The organism is Corynebacterium sp. Marseille-P4611 (assembly GCF_916618765.1).
Classification (GTDB): Bacteria; Actinomycetota; Actinomycetes; order Mycobacteriales; family Mycobacteriaceae; genus Corynebacterium; species Corynebacterium marquesiae.
In genome coordinates this window covers 810,135-830,703 of sequence record NZ_CAKAKD010000001.1, presented here as the reverse complement: position 1 = coordinate 830,703, position 20,569 = coordinate 810,135, and the positions used below count along the sequence as shown (strand labels likewise).

19 protein-coding genes and 1 pseudogene are annotated in these 20,569 nt (G+C 58.3%); 13 read left to right on the top strand and 7 right to left on the bottom strand.

The genetic code is table 11. From position 1 onward, the window contains the following. Positions 1-228: 228 nt before the first annotated feature. Together LG376_RS04175 and LG376_RS04170 are read right to left on the bottom strand one after the other, a co-directional pair. Positions 229-1,440: an MFS transporter gene (locus tag LG376_RS04175; RefSeq protein ID WP_225746242.1), complete on the bottom strand. Its 1,212-nt coding sequence runs from the start codon at positions 1,438-1,440 to the stop codon at positions 229-231. Positions 1,441-1,711: 271 nt separating this feature from the next. Further along, positions 1,712-3,193: an NAD-dependent succinate-semialdehyde dehydrogenase gene (locus tag LG376_RS04170; protein WP_370633337.1), complete on the bottom strand. Its 1,482-nt coding sequence runs from the start codon at positions 3,191-3,193 to the stop codon at positions 1,712-1,714. 323 nt (positions 3,194-3,516) lie between these two features. On the opposite strand from LG376_RS04170, the gene LG376_RS04165 reads away from it, so the two are divergent. The 6 genes from LG376_RS04165 to trpA are packed head-to-tail and all read left to right on the top strand — an operon-like array spanning position 3,517 to position 10,204. Next, on the top strand, positions 3,517-5,034 hold the full coding sequence (locus LG376_RS04165; RefSeq protein WP_225746240.1) for an anthranilate synthase component 1: 1,518 nt from the start codon (positions 3,517-3,519) through the stop codon (positions 5,032-5,034). Continuing rightward, positions 5,031-5,678: an anthranilate synthase component II gene (locus LG376_RS04160; protein ID WP_225746239.1), complete on the top strand. Its 648-nt coding sequence runs from the start codon at positions 5,031-5,033 to the stop codon at positions 5,676-5,678. The genes LG376_RS04165 and LG376_RS04160 overlap by 4 nt, the downstream gene beginning before the upstream one ends. Positions 5,679-5,680: 2 nt before the next feature. Beyond that, a complete protein-coding gene (gene trpD, locus LG376_RS04155; protein WP_225746238.1) occupies positions 5,681-6,715 on the top strand; it encodes an anthranilate phosphoribosyltransferase in 1,035 nt (344 codons plus the stop codon). Next, complete coding sequence (gene trpCF, locus LG376_RS04150; protein WP_225746237.1) at positions 6,715-8,136, top strand: bifunctional indole-3-glycerol-phosphate synthase TrpC/phosphoribosylanthranilate isomerase TrpF; 1,422 nt, start codon at positions 6,715-6,717, stop codon at positions 8,134-8,136. The genes trpD and trpCF overlap by 1 nt, the downstream gene beginning before the upstream one ends. Beyond that, the gene (trpB, locus tag LG376_RS04145) at positions 8,133-9,338 is read left to right on the top strand and encodes a tryptophan synthase subunit beta (RefSeq protein WP_225746236.1); all 1,206 of its coding nucleotides are present in this window, start codon (positions 8,133-8,135) and stop codon (positions 9,336-9,338) included. The genes trpCF and trpB overlap by 4 nt, the downstream gene beginning before the upstream one ends. Continuing rightward, positions 9,338-10,204 carry a tryptophan synthase subunit alpha gene (trpA, locus tag LG376_RS04140; protein WP_225746235.1) on the top strand — a complete coding sequence of 289 codons (867 nt, stop codon included), beginning with the start codon at positions 9,338-9,340 and terminating at the stop codon, positions 10,202-10,204. The genes trpB and trpA overlap by 1 nt, the downstream gene beginning before the upstream one ends. Before the next feature lie 65 nt (positions 10,205-10,269). On the opposite strand, the gene LG376_RS04135 is transcribed toward trpA, so the two are convergent. Then, positions 10,270-11,481, bottom strand: coding sequence for a dicarboxylate/amino acid:cation symporter (locus tag LG376_RS04135; protein WP_225746234.1), 1,212 nt, complete (start codon positions 11,479-11,481; stop codon positions 10,270-10,272). Between the two features lie 191 nt (positions 11,482-11,672). Here LG376_RS04135 and LG376_RS04130 point away from each other — a divergent pair, with 191 nt between their 5' ends. From LG376_RS04130 to LG376_RS04110, 5 genes are all read left to right on the top strand, one after another. Further along, positions 11,673-12,143, top strand: a complete 471-nt coding sequence (locus LG376_RS04130) for an SdpI family protein (RefSeq protein ID WP_225746233.1) — start codon at positions 11,673-11,675, stop codon at positions 12,141-12,143. A 339-nt stretch (positions 12,144-12,482) separates the two neighbouring features. Further along, positions 12,483-12,704: a hypothetical protein gene (locus LG376_RS04125; protein ID WP_225746232.1), complete on the top strand. Its 222-nt coding sequence runs from the start codon at positions 12,483-12,485 to the stop codon at positions 12,702-12,704. Between the two features lie 85 nt (positions 12,705-12,789). Then, positions 12,790-13,155, top strand: a complete 366-nt coding sequence (locus LG376_RS04120; RefSeq protein WP_005326925.1) for a Rieske 2Fe-2S domain-containing protein — start codon at positions 12,790-12,792, stop codon at positions 13,153-13,155. A 101-nt stretch (positions 13,156-13,256) separates the two neighbouring features. Beyond that, positions 13,257-14,222 carry a bile acid:sodium symporter family protein gene (locus LG376_RS04115; RefSeq protein ID WP_225746231.1) on the top strand — a complete coding sequence of 322 codons (966 nt, stop codon included), beginning with the start codon at positions 13,257-13,259 and terminating at the stop codon, positions 14,220-14,222. Positions 14,223-14,237: 15 nt separating this feature from the next. Beyond that, positions 14,238-14,546, top strand: a complete 309-nt coding sequence (locus LG376_RS04110; RefSeq protein WP_034667948.1) for a hypothetical protein — start codon at positions 14,238-14,240, stop codon at positions 14,544-14,546. Positions 14,547-14,558: 12 nt separating this feature from the next. Here the strand turns inward: LG376_RS04110 and LG376_RS04105 are convergent, their stop codons facing one another. Genes LG376_RS04105 through LG376_RS04090 form a run of 4 tightly spaced genes read right to left on the bottom strand, consistent with a single transcriptional unit; the run spans position 14,559 to position 17,692 of the window. After that, the gene (locus LG376_RS04105; protein WP_198492256.1) at positions 14,559-14,891 is read right to left on the bottom strand and encodes a branched-chain amino acid transporter permease; all 333 of its coding nucleotides are present in this window, start codon (positions 14,889-14,891) and stop codon (positions 14,559-14,561) included. Then, on the bottom strand, positions 14,892-15,620 hold the full coding sequence (locus tag LG376_RS04100; protein ID WP_225746230.1) for an AzlC family ABC transporter permease: 729 nt from the start codon (positions 15,618-15,620) through the stop codon (positions 14,892-14,894). It lies immediately after the preceding gene. A gap of 39 nt (positions 15,621-15,659) precedes the next feature. Beyond that, entirely contained in the window at positions 15,660-16,256 is a 597-nt protein-coding gene (locus LG376_RS04095) for a YqgE/AlgH family protein (protein ID WP_225746229.1), read from the bottom strand. Then, entirely contained in the window at positions 16,256-17,692 is a 1,437-nt protein-coding gene (locus tag LG376_RS04090; RefSeq protein ID WP_005325864.1) for a CCA tRNA nucleotidyltransferase, read from the bottom strand. The genes LG376_RS04095 and LG376_RS04090 overlap by 1 nt, the downstream gene beginning before the upstream one ends. Before the next feature lie 178 nt (positions 17,693-17,870). Between LG376_RS04090 and LG376_RS04085 the strand changes: the two are divergent. Beyond that, positions 17,871-18,374 (top strand): annotated as a pseudogene (locus LG376_RS04085) (NUDIX hydrolase); the annotation flags it as partial. Continuing rightward, positions 18,374-20,569 carry a DUF6049 family protein gene (locus LG376_RS04080; protein WP_225746228.1) on the top strand — a complete coding sequence of 732 codons (2,196 nt, stop codon included), beginning with the start codon at positions 18,374-18,376 and terminating at the stop codon, positions 20,567-20,569. The pseudogene LG376_RS04085 and the gene LG376_RS04080, both read left to right, overlap by 1 nt.

Below are 20,569 nucleotides of genomic sequence, written 5' to 3'. Positions count from 1 at the left end.
AGCCGCAGAGGCCCACAGTAGGGACCGGGACCGTTAGTCGGCACATCCCTGCACAGCGAGTCTAGACGCATACTCTACTTCCGGAACCGCAGGCCACGTCACGACGTTTAGCTTGCCAAGAGTCCAGCACAGTCTTCTCGCCCGGAGTGCGCGCATAACAAAAACACGCCAGCACTGAGTGCTGGCGTGCTTTACATGCTAAGTGCGAAGTAGGGGAGTGTAACTGTGCTACTCGCCCTTTTCAAAGCTCAGATAGTGCCCCTTCGCCTTAGGGAAGCGGCCGTGCACAAAGAAGTAGTAGATAGCGGCGATAACCACGAGGCCCGCGAGAATAAGATACATCGTGTCGAAGCCCGTTGCCGCAACGATGGGGCCCAGGCCGAATGGAGCCAGGCCAATGCCGAGGTCCATGAGCAGGAACATGGTGGAGATGCCCGCGCCCATTTGCGCGGCAGGCACCGAGCGCACGGAGATGGCTTGGCAGGCGGGGCTGAGGGTGCCGAAGCCCAAACCGGTGCAGGCGCCCGCAACCACCAGCATGACGTCATTGGTGGGGAAGCCCATGAGCAGCAGCGCCACGACAAAGGCGGCCAAGCCGAGGTACATCACGGCATTATCACCCTTATGGTCCTGGATGCGCCCCAAGACGAAGCGCATGATGAGCATCGTGACCGCATAGCCAATAAAGAACAGCCCTGCGCCGGTGGCTAGGTCTTCCTTGCGTGCGTAGGCGTTGAGGTAGGTAACCACGCCGGAGTAGGCGATGCCGACTAGGAGCATGAATAGACCGATGGGAACCACGTTGGGGTGTACGGCATTGCGCAGCCTAAAGGCCGGCTTTTCGGAGGAAACCTCGGCCGGATAGCGCAGCACCAAGGCCAGGATCAGGGAAACGATATTTGCGCCAAGGGCGACTGCAAATAGCGTAGTGTAGCCGATGTTATTGGCCAAGAACAGGCCGATAGCTGGACCGAACGCGGTTGCCAGGGTAGTGCCCAAGGCGAAGTATCCGGTGCCTTCCGCACGGCGCTCGTGCGGGATAACGGACTGCGCTACCGCCATGAGTGCGGTAGAGGTCAAGGCATAGCCCGCGCCGTGCACCATTCGCACGATAATCAAGACCGCAACATTATGCGCAAAAAAGTACGCCACAGCTACAACTGTGACGAAGACCAGTGAAGTCAAGGCTGCCTTCTTGTGGCCCACGCGGTCCACGATCCAGCCGGAGAACACGCGCATGCACGTCGCGCCCAGAACAAAGGCACTGGAGGCGAAACCACCCACGGTATCTGATGCCCCGAAACTCTCTACCGCGTAGAGGGCCATGGTGGTTACGGACAGGTAGAAGACCAAGAACTGACAAAAGTTAGCCACCCACGCGAGGACAAACGTAGGCGTAATCAGCGGCGGCTTAGCCGCTGCAGATTCTGTAGACGTCATATACTCACTCCAAATAACAAAAAGAAAATTCCCTCTCCACGCGCTGGCCATAAGGCCACGCATCGCAGATGAAGGAAATAGAAATTAAATTTTACGGAGAGGAACTATACGCCCCGCAGGCTGCAAAGGTTAATTGAAAAGCTTTCCAGGCCCTTACCGACGCCGCCCGTACACGGGCGGCTACCGACAATCGCTACGCTTTGAACTGGAAAATGCTACGCACTGGGTAGGTAGCGTTGACTTATTCGCGCTTAAGAAAAGTTCTTGAATCCTAGGCGCCGGCATAAGGATCACGAATACCCAAGTACTGCACCGAGGTATATTCTTCAATACCTTCAGCGCTGCCTTCGCGTCCTAAACCAGAGTGCTTGACGCCGCCGAATGGGGCAGCGGCATTGGAGATGACACCGGCATTGAATCCCATCAGCCCAAACTCGAGGCCGTCGGCAACGCGCCAGAGGCGATCGGAATCCTCCGTATATACATAGGAGGCAAGTCCGTAATCCGTATCGTTCGCAATCTCTAGCGCTTCCGATTCATCCTTGAAGGTTAGGATGGGCGCGACCAGTCCAAAAATTTCTTCCTGAGCGACGCGAGTTTCACGTGAAACATTGCTCAGGATAGTGGGCGCATAGAAGTGACCCGCGCCCTCGCCGCGGGTGCCGCCGGTGACAACGGTCGCACCCTTGTCCACCGCATCCTCAACCAAGGATGCAACATTGTCGAGTGCCTTAGCCTCAATCAGCGGACCACACGTCACACCTTCGTCCATGCCATTACCGACGACGAGTTTCTCAAACTCTGCTGCCAGCTTTTGCGTAAACTCCTCCGCCACGGACTCGTGCACCAAGAAGCGGTTGGCCGCAGTGCAGGCCTCGCCAATATTGCGCATCTTCGCGCCCATGGCTCCCGCAACCGCTTGGTCAATATCCGCATCCTCGAAAACAATGAACGGTGCATTACCGCCAAGCTCCATAGAGGTGCGCAAGACATTATCCGCGGCACCCTTAAGGAGGATTTTGCCCACTGGGGTAGAACCGGTGAAGGAGAGCTTGCGCAAGCGGGCGTCGGCAAGCAAGGGCTCCGAAATGGCCGAAGCGGAGCTGCCGGAGACCACATTGAGCACGCCCTGTGGCAGCCCGGCATCGAGCATGGTTTGTGCGAAGTACTGCGTGGTGAGCGGCGTCAGCTTGGCCGGCTTCAGGACCATGGTGCAGCCCGCTGCAACGGCCGGAGCAACCTTTCGGGTGGCCATGGCGAGGGGGAAGTTCCACGGAGTAATCAATAGACACGGACCCACAGGCTTGCGGCGGGTAACCATGCGCAAGGTACCTTCCGGGACGGGGGAGTAGCGGCCATAATCGCGCGTGGCTTCCTCACTAAACCACCGCAAGTATTCCGCACCATAGGTGACCTCACCTTGCGACTCAGCAAAGGGCTTTCCCATTTCAAGGGTCATCAGGGTGGCGAACTCATCGGCGCGCTCGTGTACCAATTCAAAGGCGCGGCGGAGTATATCGGCGCGCTCGTGCGGGGTGGTGCGCGCCCACTCATCTTGGACCGCACAGGCAGCATCGAGGGCAGCCACCGCATCATCAGAATCCGCTGACGACAGCGTGGCGATGGTCGCGCCCGTCGCCGGATTTTCTACGTCAAAGGTCTCACCGGAAGACGCATCGCGCCACTGTCCGCCTATCAAAAGCTGAGTGGGGACCTTCGCTAGTAGTTCCTTCTGGTCGATGCTCATATTCATCACCTTTCTCCATTGCGTGAATGCACTCCACAGTACCGCGATTCGTTAGCTGGCTTTCTTGGTCCGGCGCCAAGCACAAGCGCATAGTGGGAGAGGATGAATATTTTTATCGATTACCTGACAGGCTATAGAAATCTAGGTTAGTATGACCGTTATGAAGAAGATGACTACTGCTTGGTGGTGGCGCGCGTAACCCGCGGGCCTTATTCCACATCCCATTTTTAGGCTCGCATTCTGCGGGCCTTTTGGCGTTTTAGTGCCTCTGCTCGCGGAAGCTTCCTATCCGTTTCCCCGTTCCCCACACCCATCGAAAGGGCACTGCAATGCCATACACCGCCACTCGCGACATCTCCTACGGCAGCGATGCGGCCGCAATCTTTGACGCCCTCGCACAACCGCACGACTCCCTACTTCTCGAAAGCGCGGACATTGAGACAAAGAAGAATCTCAATTGCCTCGCGGTCCTCAGGGCCGCCCTGAAAGTAACATGCCACGGCCAGAGGGTAGAGGTACGCGCCCTCACGGAGGCAGGGGAGACGCTCCTTCCTTCCCTCGAGGACCGGTTCCACCATCGCCTAGTTTCACGTGAAACTACCGCCGCGGTTTTCGAATTCTCGCTGTCCACACAGCCCGACGAGCGGGAGCGGCTTCTTGCCGAATCTACCGCCGATATTTTGCGGTTCCTGCAATTAGAAGCCAACTATTCCTCTCCAATATTGCCGTTCCTTGGGGGTGGATTCGCTTATGACTACCTCGCTACTTTTGAGGAACTGCCCGAGGTTAACCCCGGGGCCAACACCTACCCGGACTACGAATTCTTGGTAGCCCAAACGGTCCTCGCAGTGGACCACCTGCAAGGGACTGCGCACCTAGAAGGCTGGGACATCGACGACAAGCGCCTGCGGGAAGAGTTGGATTATCTTGCCTCACTGCCGGTGGCTGCTCGTTTCACGGCGCCGCAAAAGGAAAGGATCCGGGCGGTGGCCGATGTGGATGATGCAGGGTTTAGGGCGGACGTCGACAAGCTTAAAGGCAATATTCACGCCGGTGATATCTACCAAGTAGTGCCCGCGCGCGCCTTCACCGTGGAATGCCCCAACGCCCTGGCTGCCTACCGGGCACTGCGCGAGACCAACCCCTCGCCCTATATGTTCTACGTCCGTGGTGCCTCCTATGAGCTCTTCGGCGCCTCGCCGGAATCAAACCTCAAATTCACGCCAGAAGATAGGCAGGTCCAGCTCTATCCCATCGCGGGAACCCGGCCGCGCGGGCTCAACCCGGATGGCAGCATCAACCATGAACTGGATATCCGCAACGAGCTGGACATGCGTACAGACCAAAAAGAGGTTGCGGAACACACGATGCTGGTCGATCTTGCACGCAATGACCTCGCTCGCGTGGCCGTGCCCCGCAGCCGCCAGGTAGCAGAACTCCTGCACGTTGACCGCTACTCGCGGGTCATGCACTTGGTCTCCCGTGTCACGGCGACGCTCCACCCGGACTTCGATGCGCTCGATGCCTACCGTGCGTGCATGAACATGGGAACGCTCACCGGAGCTCCCAAACTGCACGCCACCGAACTGGTGCGCCGCACGGAGGGAAAGCGCCGCGGCTCCTATGGCGGGGCGGTGGGATACCTGCGCGGCGATGGAGCCATGGATAACTGCATCGTCATCCGCTCGGCCTACGTCCAGGACGGAACCGCAGTGGTGCAAGCCGGCGCCGGAGTGGTCAAGGATTCCGTGCCGCAAGCCGAGGCCGATGAAACGGTGCATAAGGCCTACGCCGTACTCCATGCCATCGCCATTGCACACGGAGCCGAGTTGGAGGTACAGCGATGAGCTCGCCGCATATTGTCCTGCTAGATAACCACGATTCTTTTGTCTACAACCTCGTCGATGCCCTTGCTGGGTTCGATACCACCGTGTTTCGCAATACCGTAGCGGTTCACGACGTGCTGCGCGCACAACCCGACATTATTGTGCTTTCCCCGGGCCCCGGTCATCCACGGGACGCCGGCTGCATGATGAAACTTATCGACGCCACCCTAGGCACCACCCCGATCCTTGGCGTATGCCTCGGCTTCCAAGCACTACTCGAGCACCACGGCGGTTCGGTCGAACCGTGCGGCCCCGTGCACGGGAAGTCCATCCCGATGACCCTGACCGAGGCCGGCGTTATGCACCCCGTCTTTCAGGGCCTTGCCACCGATACTGAGCCGGACCAACCGGGTCACCTTGGTACGCAAGTTCCGGTGGCGCGCTATCACTCGCTTGGATGTACGGACCTCCCTCGGGGGATGCGTTGTCTCGCGCGTACATCCACGGACATCGGAGAGGTAGCCATGGCGGCCGAAACGGACGATGGTAGGGCCTTCGGCGTGCAGTTCCACCCCGAGTCCATCCTCACGCCCCGCGGCCCGCTCATGCTTGAGCGTTGCATTAGTCAACTATGTATGCACACCACTATGGATACGGAGCATTAAAAATGAATCACACACCCCTACGTACCTTGCAAGCCTTCCTGAATAACCCTCAGCCCACCATCGAAGAAGCCATGGAGGTATTTACTCCCTTGGCCGTGGGCGACTATGACGATATTCATATCGCGGCGCTGCTTACCCATATCCGCACCCGCGGCGAGACCTTCGCAGACATTGCCGGGGCGGCCAAAGCATTCTTGAAGGTGGGCTATCCATTCCCCCTCACCGGAGAAGGACTCATGGATTCGGCCGGCACTGGTGGCGATGGCGCGAATACCATCAATATCACTACGGGCGCCTCCCTCGTTGCCGCCGCCGGGGGAGTGAGGATGATCAAACATGGCAACCGCTCGGTCTCTTCTAAGTCCGGATCGGCCGATGTCCTCGAAGCCCTGAATATTCCACTGGACCTAGACGCTGCCCGAGCAGTGCGCCAATTTAAAGCTTCCAACTTCACGTTCCTATTCGCCCCAGCCTACAACCCAGCGGTCGCCCACGTACAACCGGTGCGCAAGGCGCTAGGTATCCCCACCATCTTCAATACACTAGGACCCCTCCTGTCCCCAGGACGCCCGTCACTGCAAATTATGGGCATCGCAAACCCAGCCCAAGGCCAACTCATCGCGGAAGTCTTTCGAGAGCTCGGCCGAGAGCGCGCCTTAGTCGTCCATGGTGCTGGAACGGATGAGATCGCTACCCACGGCACGACACAGGTCTGGGAGCTCAAGGACGGCGAGATTGCCTCTTACGAGCTCACTCCGGAAGACCTCGGCATCAAGCGCCACGAGCTGACGGACCTTGCAGGCGGCGACGGCGCCGCGAATGCCCAAGCCCTCCGTGCGGTTTTTGCCGGCCGTGGCGAGCCCGCCCATTGTGACGCCATTGCCGCCACCGCCGGCGCGATATTTTACCTCAACGGGACCACGGAGACTATCGCAGCGGGAGTCACTCACGCCAAGGAACTGATCGGCAGCGGCACTGTTGAACAGTGGCTCACCCTTCACGAGAGCGCCAACTATGCAATAGGGGAGGAGAGTTAATGTCAGAGAATACTTTACCCACGGTGCTCGAGGAGATCGTCACCCAGCGCCGCACTCACCTGCCTGCACTCCGGGAGCGCCTGTCCCACGTGGACCTGGCTAGCGTGCCACGCTCGGAGCGTTCGCTTGCCGACGCCCTCCGTGGCACCAACCGCTTCATCATGGAGTGCAAGTCTGCCTCGCCGTCCCTTGGCAAAATTCGCGAGGACTATCGCCCGGGCGATATTGCCCGGATCTACTCTCGCTATGCCTCCGCCATCTCGGTGTTGTGCGAGCCCGATCGTTTTGGCGGCGACTACGACCACTTGCAGACCGTCGCGCTATCCACCCATGTGCCGGTGCTGTGCAAGGAGTTTATTGTCGATCCCATCCAGGTATATGCCGCGCGCTATTACGGCGCCGATGCCATCTTGCTCATGATGTCTATCGTGGACGATGACACCTACGGTGAGCTCAAAGCACTGGCGGACGAACTCTGCCTAGACGTCTTGACTGAAGCCATCACCGAGGACGAAGTGGATCGCGCAGTGAAATTTGGCGTCGATATCATCGGCATTAACAACCGCAACCTCCACGATCTCAGCATCGACCTGGGCCGCACCGAACGCCTAGCCCGCCATGTTCCAGACGGAAAGGTGATCGTTTCCGAATCTGGAATCCGCGATAATGCCACCGTCCGCCGGTTAGGAGCCCACGCTCATGCTTTCCTTGTAGGCTCCCAGCTCACCTCCCAGGAGGACATCGATCGGGCGGCGCGCGACCTCGTCTATGGTGCCAATAAAGTATGCGGCCTTACTACCGCCTCTTCCGCACAAGCGGCCCGCGCTGCTGGAGCCCGTTACGGGGGGCTCATCTTCGCGCCGGATTCGCCCCGCAGTGTTTCACGTGAAACCGCACAAAGCATCATTTCCGCGGAACCAGAGTTGGAGTACGTGGCCGTGACGCGGTCTACGGATGTGGAAACGCTACGGAGCCTAGCCGGGATTCCCGGCCTCAAAGTTCTCCAGCTCCACGCCCCATTCCAAGGCAGTAGGGAAGCAGAGCTGGAATTCGTTCGAGATGTACGCGGCGTCGCTGACGGTCTTCACCTTTGGCGGGCCATCGACATGAATAACCCTGACTTCGCTGCCTTGACACTGGACCTAGCGCCAGAGGCAGACGCTCTTGTCCTCGACTCCGGCAGTGGCGGGACAGGAACCACTTTTGAATGGCGAACGATTCCCCCTGAAGTGAAGGACAAGGCTCTCCTCGCCGGCGGGCTCCGGCTAGACAACCTCGAAGAGGCGTTGTCGATCGGCACGAAGGGACTCGACCTCAATTCCGGTCTGGAATATGCGCCTGGGCGCAAGGACGCCTCGTTAATCGCCCAAGCCTTTAGCACCATCCGAAACTACACACCCATAGAAAGAAGAGAACGATGACAGTTTCACGTGAAACGCTCCTTCCGGCATATTTTGGCGAATTCGGCGGACAGTTCGTCCCCGAATCCCTCATCCCGGCGCTCGACCAACTTGAGAAGGCCTTTGTCGACGCACAAAACGACCCCGCATTTCGCGAAGAGCTAAGCGCGCTATTGCGTGACTATCTCGGCCGTCCCACACCAATTACAGAGGCGAGGAACCTCGGGGGTAAAGCGCGCATCTTCCTCAAGCGGGAAGACCTCGTACACGGTGGAGCACACAAGACGAACCAGGTTCTTGGTCAGGCACTGCTGGCAAAGCGGATGGGGAAGACACGCATTATTGCGGAGACCGGAGCGGGCCAGCACGGCACCGCTACTGCACTCGCTTGCGCATTGCTGGATCTTGAGTGTGTGGTCTACATGGGTGCGAAAGACGTGGAGCGCCAGCAGCCAAACGTATTCCGTATGGAGCTGATGGGCGCGAAGGTCGTCGCCGTCGACACCGGATCCGGAACTCTTAAGGACGCAGTGAATGAAGCCCTCCGTGATTGGACCGCCACCTTCCATGAATCCCACTATCTCCTCGGTACCGCGGCCGGACCCCATCCATTCCCAACCATCGTCCGAGAGTTCCACAAGGTCATCTCTGAAGAGGCTAAAGCACAAATGCTTGAGCGCACCGGTGGCCTGCCGGATGTAGTCGTAGCGTGTGTCGGAGGCGGCTCCAATGCAATCGGCATGTTCGCAGACTTTATTGACGAAGAGGAAGTGGAACTCGTCGGCGCCGAACCCGGTGGTGAAGGGCTGGACTCCGGCAAGCACGGTGCCACCATCAACAACGGTACCGTTGGCATCCTCCACGGCGCGCGCAGCTATCTCATGCGCAACGCGGACGGCCAAGTGGAGGAATCCTATTCAATTTCCGCCGGGCTGGACTACCCGGGTGTAGGGCCGCAGCACGCGCACCTTCACGCTAGCGGCCGCGCACAATATGTCGGCATTACTGACACCGAAGCACTGGAGGCGTTCCAGCTTCTTTCCACTAAGGAAGGCATCATTCCAGCCCTCGAATCCTCTCACGCGTTGGCCTACGCCCTGAAACGCAAGGACGAGGACATCACCATCTTGGTCTCCCTGTCCGGCCGCGGAGACAAGGATATCGACCACGTTCGCCACACCCTTGAGGCCCACCCAGAATTCAAACTGCAGGAGAAGAATTAATGAGCACCCGATACGAAGACCTATTCCGCTCACTACACAACAGGGGAGAGGGCGCTTTCGTCCCATTCCTTATGTTGGGCGACCCCACGCCAGAGCACACGTTGGCCATCGTGCGAACGGTCGTCGCGGCCGGAGCCGATGCATTGGAGCTCGGCGTTCCATTTTCTGACCCAGTGGCTGACGGCCCCACCATTCAGGCCTCCCACCTTCGCGCGCTTGACGGCGGCTCCACCGTAGATTCTGCCTTAGAACAGGTGCGAACAATCCGCGCGGAATTTCCCGAGCTTCCCATCGGCATGCTCATCTACGGCAATGTGGCGTTCACTCGAGGATTCGACCGCTTCTACGCGGAATTTGCAGAGGCGGGCGCGGATAGCATTTTGCTTCCCGACGTCCCCGTGCGCGAAGGTGCTCCATTCATCACCGCAGCAGAAAAGGCCGGTATTGATCCAATCTTCATCGCCCCGGCCCGCGCTACTTCGCACACCCTCGAGGGCGTCGCTCAAAGCTCGCGGGGATATATCTACGCAGTTTCGCGCGATGGAGTTACGGGTGCCGAAAAGAAATCAGAAACTATTGGTCTCGAAGAAGTCGTCGCCAACATCAAAAAGTTCGACGGACCACCGGTACTGCTCGGGTTCGGCATTTCCGAGCCTGAACACGTGCGCGATGCCGTCGCCGCTGGGGCAGCGGGAGCCATTACAGGATCCGCAATTACCAAGATTATTGATCGGCACGTTTCACGTGAAACAGACGCGGAGGGCAAAATTGTGGAAGGAACCCCAGGACGCATTTCCGATGCGAAAGCCTTGCATAAAGAACTCGCCGAATACGTAACTCGCATGAAGGCGGCAACTAGGAAGTAGTCCTGAAGACGCGAAGAACCCTCCTCAGCTCTCGGCAGCTGAGGAGGGTTCGCTATAAAAAGCCTCTACGCGGTTGCTTCTGCAGATTCCTCTTCAGTGTGGTCCTTTTTGGAGCCCGCGAACTTGTCCACGATCATCGCAATGGCGCCGTCGCCAGTAACGTTGGCAGCAGTGCCGACCGAGTCAATGGCGATGTAGGCCGCGATCATTAGCGCCACCATGCCATCGTCAAAGCCCATCATGTCCGCCAGTAGTCCAGCTGCGACCATGACTGCGCCGCCAGGCACGCCTGGTGCCGCGATCATCATAATTCCCAATAGGAAGATGAAACCAAGGCCGGTGCTCGTACTAATATCCAGGTTCGCCATGTACACAATCGCAAAGGCATAGAGCGTCAGCTTAATCATGGAACCAGAGAGGTGAATGGTCGCACACAGCGGGATAACGAAGCTTGCCACCGGCTTCGAAATGCCGTTCTTCAAGGTGGACTCCATAGACACCGGGATGGTGGCGGCAGAAGAAGAGGTTCCCAGTGCGGTGAAATATGCCGGAAACATATTGCGCAGTGCTTTGAAAGGATTCTTGCCAGTAATTGCACCCGCGATAATGTACTGGAGCACCAGATAGACCAGAGTCATAACAACCGCCAGGATCAGCACTTTGGCGAAGGCCGAGAGCACTGAGCCCAAATTGCCATTCATGCCCAAGCCCAAGAACATGCCGAAGATATAGAAGGGCAGAATTGGCACTACAAAGCCCCAAATGACCTTGACTACTACGCTCTCCAATTCCTTTGTCACCGCATACAAGGTATCGGACTTCACTGTAGTCATCGCTACACCGATGCAGAATGACAACAAGAGAGCCGTCATAACCTCAAAAGGCGGCGCCATTTCCACCTCGAAGTACGGAGTAAGTGCGCCCTCATCAATATCGGAGACATTTGTAATCAGATCCTGACCGCTGAGCATGGTGGGGTAGAGCCAGTGCGCAAGTACGTAGGCAAGAAGACCCGCAACAATCGTTGAGCCGTAGGCAATGCCTGCAGTAACACCCAGCCATTTTCCGGCTCCCCGCCCCAGAGCAGCAATCGACGGGGCGATAAGCGCGAAGATGAGGACCGGAATAAAGAAATTGAGGAAGTTACTAAAGAGTCCATTGAAGGTGGCGAATACGCGGCCAAACCATTCGGGCGCGAATTGGCTCACCACCACGCCAAGGATGATGGCGACGATGATGCGGAATAATAGGGATTCCGAGAGTTTCTTGAGATTCATGTACTTACATTCAAATTGGGTGTTTCGCCCCTTGGTAAAGGTTCCAGGGTGAAACAGCGCGGTATAGAGGCAATAGTCGATTCAATATCTATCGATCGACCTTAAAGGCATACTACCCGACAGAAGACTTAGCCAGAACACTCACCCCAGCCACGATTTTTATCCTGGCGCTACAAGGTTAAACTGAATACATGATCGCTGTGGGAATCATCTTTTTAATCCTCGCCGTCTTCCTCATCATCGTGGGAGCCTTGGCCTCGACCAAGCGCCTGCCTGGAAATAGTTATATCGGTTTACGCCTGCAGGAAATCCGCAAATCCCGCGAAGCATGGGACAATGCCCATCGCGTCGCCGGGCCATTCTGGATCCTTAGCGGTGTCTGTCTAGTTTTTGGCGGCATCGTCGCGCTCCGCTCTCAAGGCTGGATGTGGCTCATCCCGGTTCTTACCTTTGTGGCCGCTGTTCTAGCCCTCTCCATCGGTTCTAATCTCGGCTCACGTGCCGCGTTCCTCTACGAACAAGCACACGCGGATGAGGAGGGTTGTGGAGAATCCTGTAATTGTGGTTCCGACGGTTGCGGTGGGGAAGAGGCCTCCGCAGCATCCGCCCCCCAGGTTGATGTCGACGCACTCCGTCACGCCGCTCGCGAATCCGACAAGTAACCACGCACCGCTGCGCAATCTACCCCTTCTGGAGAAAGATTCATCTTCCGTCCAGAAGGGGAATTTTTGTAGCTATACCTTTCGTAGTGAGTTATCGCTACACACTTCCGGTTAGTCACAGTGACTTTATTAATTAGGACAGCTGTTTGCCCGTTTTTAGTAACTGTCAATATTTTAATCCAAACCACGGTCTGGAATTAACCCATACTTGAATAACTCTATAGTTGATTCACTGCACCATTGCGATTCCTGCGAGAGAGGGTAGAGGTTACGTAAAGCTGCCATGAAACCCTGACAGGCAAGAGCACAACCAGCCCCCTGAAGGGCAGAATATAGTGCATGAAGAAAAGTACCGCCCTGGCTGCCATCGCCGCTTCAACTTTTGTCATCGGCACGTACGCCGAGCAAGACCACAAGGCGACGACGTCTGTAGCAGAAGCACACGAACAACAGTCTGCGCAGAGCATCGTAAATGATTTAGGCATCGAGTCTGGCACCTATGAACTTGTCGCTACTTCTGAAGGCTCTCCGGAAACTTGGGAAGGACTCCTAGCTAACTAACTACAGTGTTTCACGTGAAACTTTAATTCCAACCGGACAAACGGGAACGGCACAATACGCAAGACCAACGGGCTAGAGTAGAAGCATGATCAAGTGCTCCCGTCGAATGTTCTTACTTGGAACCGCCACCACATTTGCAGGCGCCTACGCCGCGGCCTGTGGCTCCTCTCCGTCCGCAGAAATTGCGGCAACCGAGATTCCGATTGGCTCCGCGAAGATTGTCGATGGCGTAATCTTCACCCAGCCCAAGGAAGGGGAGTTTAAGGCCTACTCCCAAACTTGCCCCCACCAACACAATCCAATCACCGAGATTGATGGCATGACGGCCACTTGCACGGCACACAACACTTCCTACAATCTCAGCGATGGAAGCGTAATCTCCGGCCCGGGGCGCGATCCATTGGAAGAATACGAAGTTAAACAAGACGGCTCTAACGTCACCACGGCCTAAAGTGCATTTCCCGTGTGGTTTCACGTGAAACTACACGGGTTGTGTTTTCTTGGCCCGAGCATCTGCAGCATGTGATGACGAATAGGGTTTAAACTCTTAGCATGCTGCAGCGTTTGAAAAAGCCCGACCCGCTTATCGTCCTCATTATCCTGGCGGTCATCATTGCGATCATTGCACCAGCCCGCGGGAGCTTTGCCGACATATTCGGCCAATTAACAAACGTGGCCATCGCGCTACTCTTCTTCTTGTATGGCGCGAGGCTTTCCACTCAAGAAGCCCTCAACGGACTCAAGCATTGGCGGCTACACCTCACAATTCTCGCTTTCACCTTTGTGGTTTACCCGCTTATAGGCATAGCTCTGCGCCCACTCACCGCTGTCATATCGCACGACATGTACCTGGGCATCTTATTCCTCACGCTGGTTCCATCCACGGTGCAGTCTTCGGTTGCCTTCACCTCAATCGCGAAAGGAAACGTGGCGGGTGCAATCATATCGGCTTCCGCCTCAAACTTGGTGGGAGTAATCATCACTCCATTGCTCGTCATGCTCCTGATGGGAACTGGGGGAGAAGTTCACATCGATACGTCAGTATTCGGCGAAATCGCCCTGCTGTTGTTGGCGCCATTTGTTTTAGGTCAGCTTACTCGGCGCTGGGTGGGGAAGATTGCGCAAAGCAAGGCCACTAAAGTCGTGGACCGCGGCTCAATCGCAATGGTGGTATATTCCGCTTTTTCTAAGGGTGTGGTGGACGGAATTTGGTCCTCTATTTCCCTGTGGGATCTGGCTTTCCTAGTTGTGTTCGCTGCTGCCTTCGTCGCCTTCATGCTGTGGCTCACCAGAAAGGCAAGCCAAAAAATGGGATTCAATCGCGCCGACACCATTGCAATCGAGTTCTGTGGATCGAAAAAGTCTTTAGCCACGGGACTGCCAATGGCGTCGGTAATCTTCGCTTCTGGCGGCGCATCCCTTGGCCTACTCATCCTCCCGTTGATGATTTATCACCAGGTTCAGCTGATGATGTGCTCGTGGCTAGCGGCCCGCTACGCACAGCGTCCTAGCACGTAGCTACACTTGAAAGCCATGACGAACTACCTGTACGTACGAACCGAACTGAACGTGCCCGGCGTGGGCTCAGCGATCCACATGGCGGAAATGGAAGAGCGCGATGCAAGCAGCTGCCGCATGGTGCGCATGATTGCACTGGATCCCTCGGATGCCATCGTCGGGGTAGCGACACCAACTAGTTCCACGGGCAACGTAGATCAGCCGCAAGAGGTTGTCCCTCACCCGGATACCTATGATGATTTTCCGGACATTAGCGCGCAGTACGTGGACCAGTCTCGGTTCGATGCCCTGTGGTCCGAAGCCACCGCCAAGTTCGGCCTATAAGAGTCGCAAGGGCTAAAAGACTACGTTGACGAGGAGCATATAGAAGGCGGTTCCGCCGAAGATGGACAGCGCTGAGTCCCGCTTCCACAGGTGAAGCAGGAAGGTGACCACCACACCAGGGAGAGCCGCCCAGATACCACCGGGGGCGTCGGCCTGCCCGTGGACGGTATACACCACCAAAATAGTCATCACGCCGACAGGCATCATCATGCCGAGCAAAGAAAAGAACTGACTATCCTTCATCCATTTCACAAAGGAGAAAGGAAGTTGGCGAAGTACAACGGTGATTAGGCCGATGGGAACCAGGACGGCCGCGATGGAAGCAAGGGTAACTCCAGCGGGCATTTAGCACTCCTCCCGGGTTCGCTTAAGGTCGCCTCGCCTACGCAAGCTGAAAGTGGCATCAACGCGTGGGGAGAGGTACCGAATAATGAGCAGGATGAAGTAGACGCTGAGAGCCACCATGAGGAGTTGTCCAGGGGCGAAGGCGGCCGCGAGGATCCCCACCATCGCCGCGCTTAGGGGTAAAGAAAGGTCCTGGTTATTGCGGAAGGAATCCATAGCCAGCACGACGAACAGCGCCACTAGGGCGAATTCCATGCCCTGCACGGTAGAGGGAATGACCTGGCCGGCGAGAGCACCGACAATGCCACCGCCTACCCACAGGGCCTGACAAAAAATTTGGATGGTGAGGATCCGGGCCCCGGTCGGGCGGTCATCGGTGGGGAGGGAGGAGACGATGGCATAGGTTTCGTCGGTAAGCGCATAGGTGGAATAAGCCCTGCCTAGGCGCGAGCGAATGCGGTGGCGGGGAAAGGTGAGGCCATAGAAAATATGGCGGAAGTTCACCATGAAACCGGTGACTAGAGAAGCCACGGCTGTGGCGCCGCCGGTGACCATGGAAATGGCGAGGAACTCCATCGAGCCGGCGTAAATGACGATGGAGAAAATAGGCGTCCACCACCAACTGAAGCCAGATTGGACCATGAGCAGGCCGAAGGCTAGGCCGAGGGGAATAAGGCCGATGGCGGCGGCCCAGGTATCCCGCAAGCCTTGTGCAATATCCTCACGCATGCGGGCTAGTGTAGCCCACTGCCTGCAGCTCGATAGGAATTAATTGTCTTCCACGTTGACAGGATAGGTGGAGTACAACGGCAACGGCATGGGTTGGCGCTTCATAACATCGGACCAGAGGTCGGCCGGGCCCGGCGTAATAACGTCTTGGGCCAGGGCAGGGGAGACGAACCATTCGCCGGCCTCGATTTCCTCTTCTAGCTGGCCCGGGCCCCACTCGGCGTAGCCGGCAAACATGCGCATACCCGAGACCAAGGGCTCTATCTCTTCCGGCTCCGCGCGCAGATCCACATGCGCGAGGCGCGGGGCGAGGCGGGTGAGTCGGTCGTGCTTGTCCGGATCGACGCCCTGGTTGGTCTGCGCGAGCCCTACGACGGATTGCTGATTGAGCGGGCCGCCGATGTACAGCGCCTGCGGCTTGGCCACAACGGGAAGCCATTCTGGCAGCACATTGAAAATCGCCACCTCGGAGCGCTTGGTCAGATCCACGCCGAAGGTCATCATGTCATTGTGCTCAATGACGAGAATGACGGAACGGGCGAATTCCGGCGAAAGCATGCCCGGAGCGGCGATGAGCAGCTGGCCGGGGGCGGGGTCATTGCGCTCGAGGGCGTTGAATAAACTATCGGCAAACATCACTGTTTAGAATCCCACCACTCGCGCAACTTCGCAATCGCGTCCTCGCGCTCGAGGGGTCCATGCTCGAGGCGCAGCTCCTTGAGATAGGACCACGCCTGGCCCACCTCAGGGCCGGGCTGGAGGCCTAAGATCTCCATGATCTCGTTGCCGTCGAGGTCTGGACGCACGCGCGCCAGGTCCTCCTTGCGGCCGATCTCTTCGATGCGCTCTTCCAGCTGATCGTAGGTGCGCTGGAGGCGACGGGCCTTCTTGGCATTGCGGGTGGTGCAATCGGCGCGCACCAGCTTGTGCAATCGGGGAAGGAGATCGCCGGCGTCGGTGACATAGCGGCGCACGGCGGAATCAGTCCACTGATTTTCCCCAAACCCATGGAAGCGCATGTGCAAATAAACCAACTGGCCGATGGACTCCGTGGTGGCCTTGGGGTATTTCAACTTCCGCAGGCGCTTGCGGGCGAGCTTGGCGCCTACCACCTCGTGGTGGTGGAAGGAGACCTTGCCATCGGTGTTATCAAAGGTATCCGGCTTGCCAATATCGTGCAGCAGCGCCGCCCAGCGCAGGACAAGATCAGGACCATCTTCCTCTTGATCCATGGCCTGGCTTAGCACCTTGAGCGAGTGGGCATAGACGTCCTTGTGCTGCGCGTGTTCGTCCGCGGTCATGCGTAGCGCGGGGATCTCCGGGAAGATATAGTCCGCGATTCCCGTAGATACCAGTAGATCAATGCCATCCCACGGGGCCGTGCCGCAGATGAGCTTATCCAGCTCCACCTGCACGCGCTCGACGGTGATGCGCTGGATCTCGCCAGCCATATCCCGCATGGCCTCCACGACGCGATCGGCCACGCGAAATTCTAGCTGGGAGGCAAACCGAGCCGCACGCAGCATGCGGAGCGGATCATCATGGAAGGAGATCTCCGGCTTATCCGGGGTATCGAGCACCCGGTCAGCTATGTCTTGGAGGCCGTGGAGGGGATCGTGGAACTTAAAGGAGGCGTCGGCAAGCAGCTCAATGGCCATCGCATTGGCCTTGAAGTCGCGCCGGACAAGATCGCCTTCCAAGGTGTCACCGTAAACCACCTCAGGATTGCGGGACTGGCCGTCATAAGAATCGGAACGGAAGGTAGTGATCTCAATCTGCTGGCCCTTGTAGGCCGCGGAGACGGTACCGAAGTCTATGCCGGTATCCCACACGGTTTCGGCCCACTCATCGAGGATCTCCTTGACCACCTCGGGGCGGGCCGGGGTAGTAAAGTCCAGGTCATTTCCCAAGCGACCCAAAAGCGCATCGCGCACAGAGCCGCCCACGAGGTAGAGCGAGTAGCCCCGCGCGGCAAATTTCTCCACCAGTCCGCCCAGCAGGCTGCTGAGGGAGGAGACGGTGGATTCCGCGCGGGCAAGAACGCCGATTAGCTGAGTGTCCTGAAAATTCACGGGTGAGAGTCTACTACGATTGGCAGGGATGACTAACCAAGAACAGGGCCCCTCCAAGGGAGGCGGCCGCAACCGCAACCGGTCTCGGCGCAGGCGGCGCCGCCGGCCGGATAATCGCGCGCGCCGCACCACTCAGCAGCGCAAGCCCTACCGCGGTGGCAATGGCCAATCCACGGCCATGGAAACCCGCGATGAAACCTCCGCGGGCGGCCTCGTTGTCTCCGGCTTGGCGGAGTGCGTCGATGCCAATGGCAATGTCGACCTTTCCCGGCTCTATGTGGCGCTCATTGGCCGCCTTGACCGCCGCGGGCGCCTGCTGTGGTCCATGCCCAAGGGCCACGTGGAAAATGGCGAGGCCAAGGAGGTTACCGCTGAACGCGAGGTATGGGAAGAAACCGGCATTTCTGGTGAGGTTTTTGCGGACCTCGGCATGATTGATTACTGGTTCGTCTCTGATGGGGTGCGCATCCATAAGACCGTGCACCACCACTTGCTGCGTTTTGTAGACGGCATTATGAACGATGAGGATCCAGAGGTCACTGAGGTCTCGTGGATCCCCGTCTCTGAACTCATCGAGCACTTGGCCTACGCCGATGAGCGCAAGCTGGCGCGCATCGCGCATGATCTCCTTCCCGATCTCGCACGAAAGGAAGCCGCGGCGGGGAAAGTGACCCCACGGTAATGCGCCAGCGCCTGAAATCTTGGGCCGTCGTGGGCGGCTGCATGGCGGTAGCGGGGTGGGGCGTGTGCCTGCCGCTACCAGAGGCCGCCGCGCAGATGGACTCGGCCGCCGAAAAGCAGCAGGATATCCAGGCATGGTTGGGCGCGCGCGGGCCGGAGCGGGCCACTCTTGATCTCCTTGCGGCCGAGCCCTTTACCGTGGGCAAGGACCTGAAACTGACCTTCCGGCTGCACAATCCTACCGATGAAGCCATGGAGGATCTCCAGCTCACGAGCCGCCGCGGCGATGCCGTGAAGGATACCGCGCAGGCCCGCACGCAGCTGGCCACCGGCGAATTCCCGTATTACGGTCCCAGCACCGCCACCGCGCCCCTGCAGCCGGGCGAATCCCGGGAGGTCACCTTCCAGGTTCCCACCTCCTTGCACGGTGAGCAGACCTTGGCGATTGAGGAGCCCGGAGCCTATCCACTGCTTTTTACCCTCACCGGCACCGTAGGCGGCGAGGCGGTTAGCTTTGCGGAGGAGCGCCTCGTAGGCCAAGTGAAGGGGAAGGAGCAGGCGCTTGGCGATGCCCCCTCGGATCCCACACCCCACGATCTCACCGTGATCTATCCCATCAGCGCCGATATCGACTCGGTACCAGGCGGCGCTGGAGGAGAGGAGCTTATCCTCTCCTCTGATGAGTTAGCAGATGAACTGGCTGAGGGCGGCCGGCTCGATCGCTTGGTCAGCACGTACGCCGACCACGACCTGCGCGGGGCAGGCTGCGTAGCCATCGATCCCGCCCTCTTGGATACGGTCAACCGCATGGCGGAGGGCTATAAGGTGGGCTCTGCCCGCCCATCTCAGGCCGAGCGCCCTAAGCGCCTGCGCGATTCGTGGTTCACTAACGAGGACGATGTGCACCTCGAACCCGGCTCAGGGAAAGAGAATGCCGCCCGCTGGCTCAAGCGCCTGCGCGAGCTCGATTGCTTTATGTCTATGCCGTGGGCGAACGCCAATGCTTCCTCCGTGGCCAAAGCGAATAATCCCTTCCTTACCTACGAAGGACTGCAACGCGGCAATCACACCATCGAGCGAATTCTCGGTGCCAAGCCGGCCACCACCGTGCTCGCGGTCGGCTCCGGCTATGTGGATCAGCAGCTGCCCCTGCCCGCATTGGTGGCGGATAATACTTCGTGGCCCGGCCGCGCCGTGACTTTCGACGCCTCCCTGGGCGCCCTCCTCGCCCAAACCGGCTCCAAACCACAGACGGTGGGCTATTCCAACCCAGAGCTGCGCTACGATTACTCGCTCGATTCCGATCTTTCTCGTGCCATCACCGGCGGCGCCGCACTGAGCTTGGCCGCGAGCGATGATACCGTGGCACGCTTGCCCAATTACTTGGATCCCAGCGCGGCCGAGTACGCACTCGACTCTGCCGAGGCACTCATCGCTTCCGGTAAGTCCCTTCCGCGCACCGTCGGCAGCCTGAAGCAGGAGACCGCGGAGCCCGGTTCACTGCCCGGCAGCCCCTTTAGCGATCCCGCCGCCTTTGTCGAATCCGATATCGTCCGCGTGGAGCAGCAGGCCCGCTACACCGACGAGCTGATGAATATCATGGTCGATGATCCCGATATCGCGCTCACTCGCTATGAATTCGTCCTGCCTTTGCGCCGGGATCTGCTCGCCGCCCTCTCGCTGACCAACCGCGATAGCTTGGGAAGCAATGCAGAGGCGCAGCGCCGGTTCACTCATACGATGGATGCGCATTCCGATACGCTGCGGGACTTGCGTTCTTCTGTGGCGCTTATCCCACCGGGCAATGTCTATACCCGCGTATCCGAGTCATCGCCGCTGCTCATCGTGGCAGAAAATGGCCTGCCACTACCGGTGGAGGCCAAGCTGCAATACGATGCCCCCGATGGCGCGCGCCTCAACACACCCAAGAGCGTCCGTATTCCGGCCAAGGGCTCTATTACTGTATCCATGACCGCCGATATGCCTAAGGACGCCGATCGCACGGACATTGGCCTGTGGCTTGCTACCCCAGAAAAGCAAACCATCTCCGAGCCCATCAATATCGCTGTGCAAACGCGTGCCGGTATCGTAAGCGTGTATGGCGTCGGCATAGCCGGCGCCCTTGCGCTGGTCTTAGCCACGCTCTTCCGGCTAGGCCGCCATCGGCGCAAAAAATCACAAAGGCTTAAAAAGTAA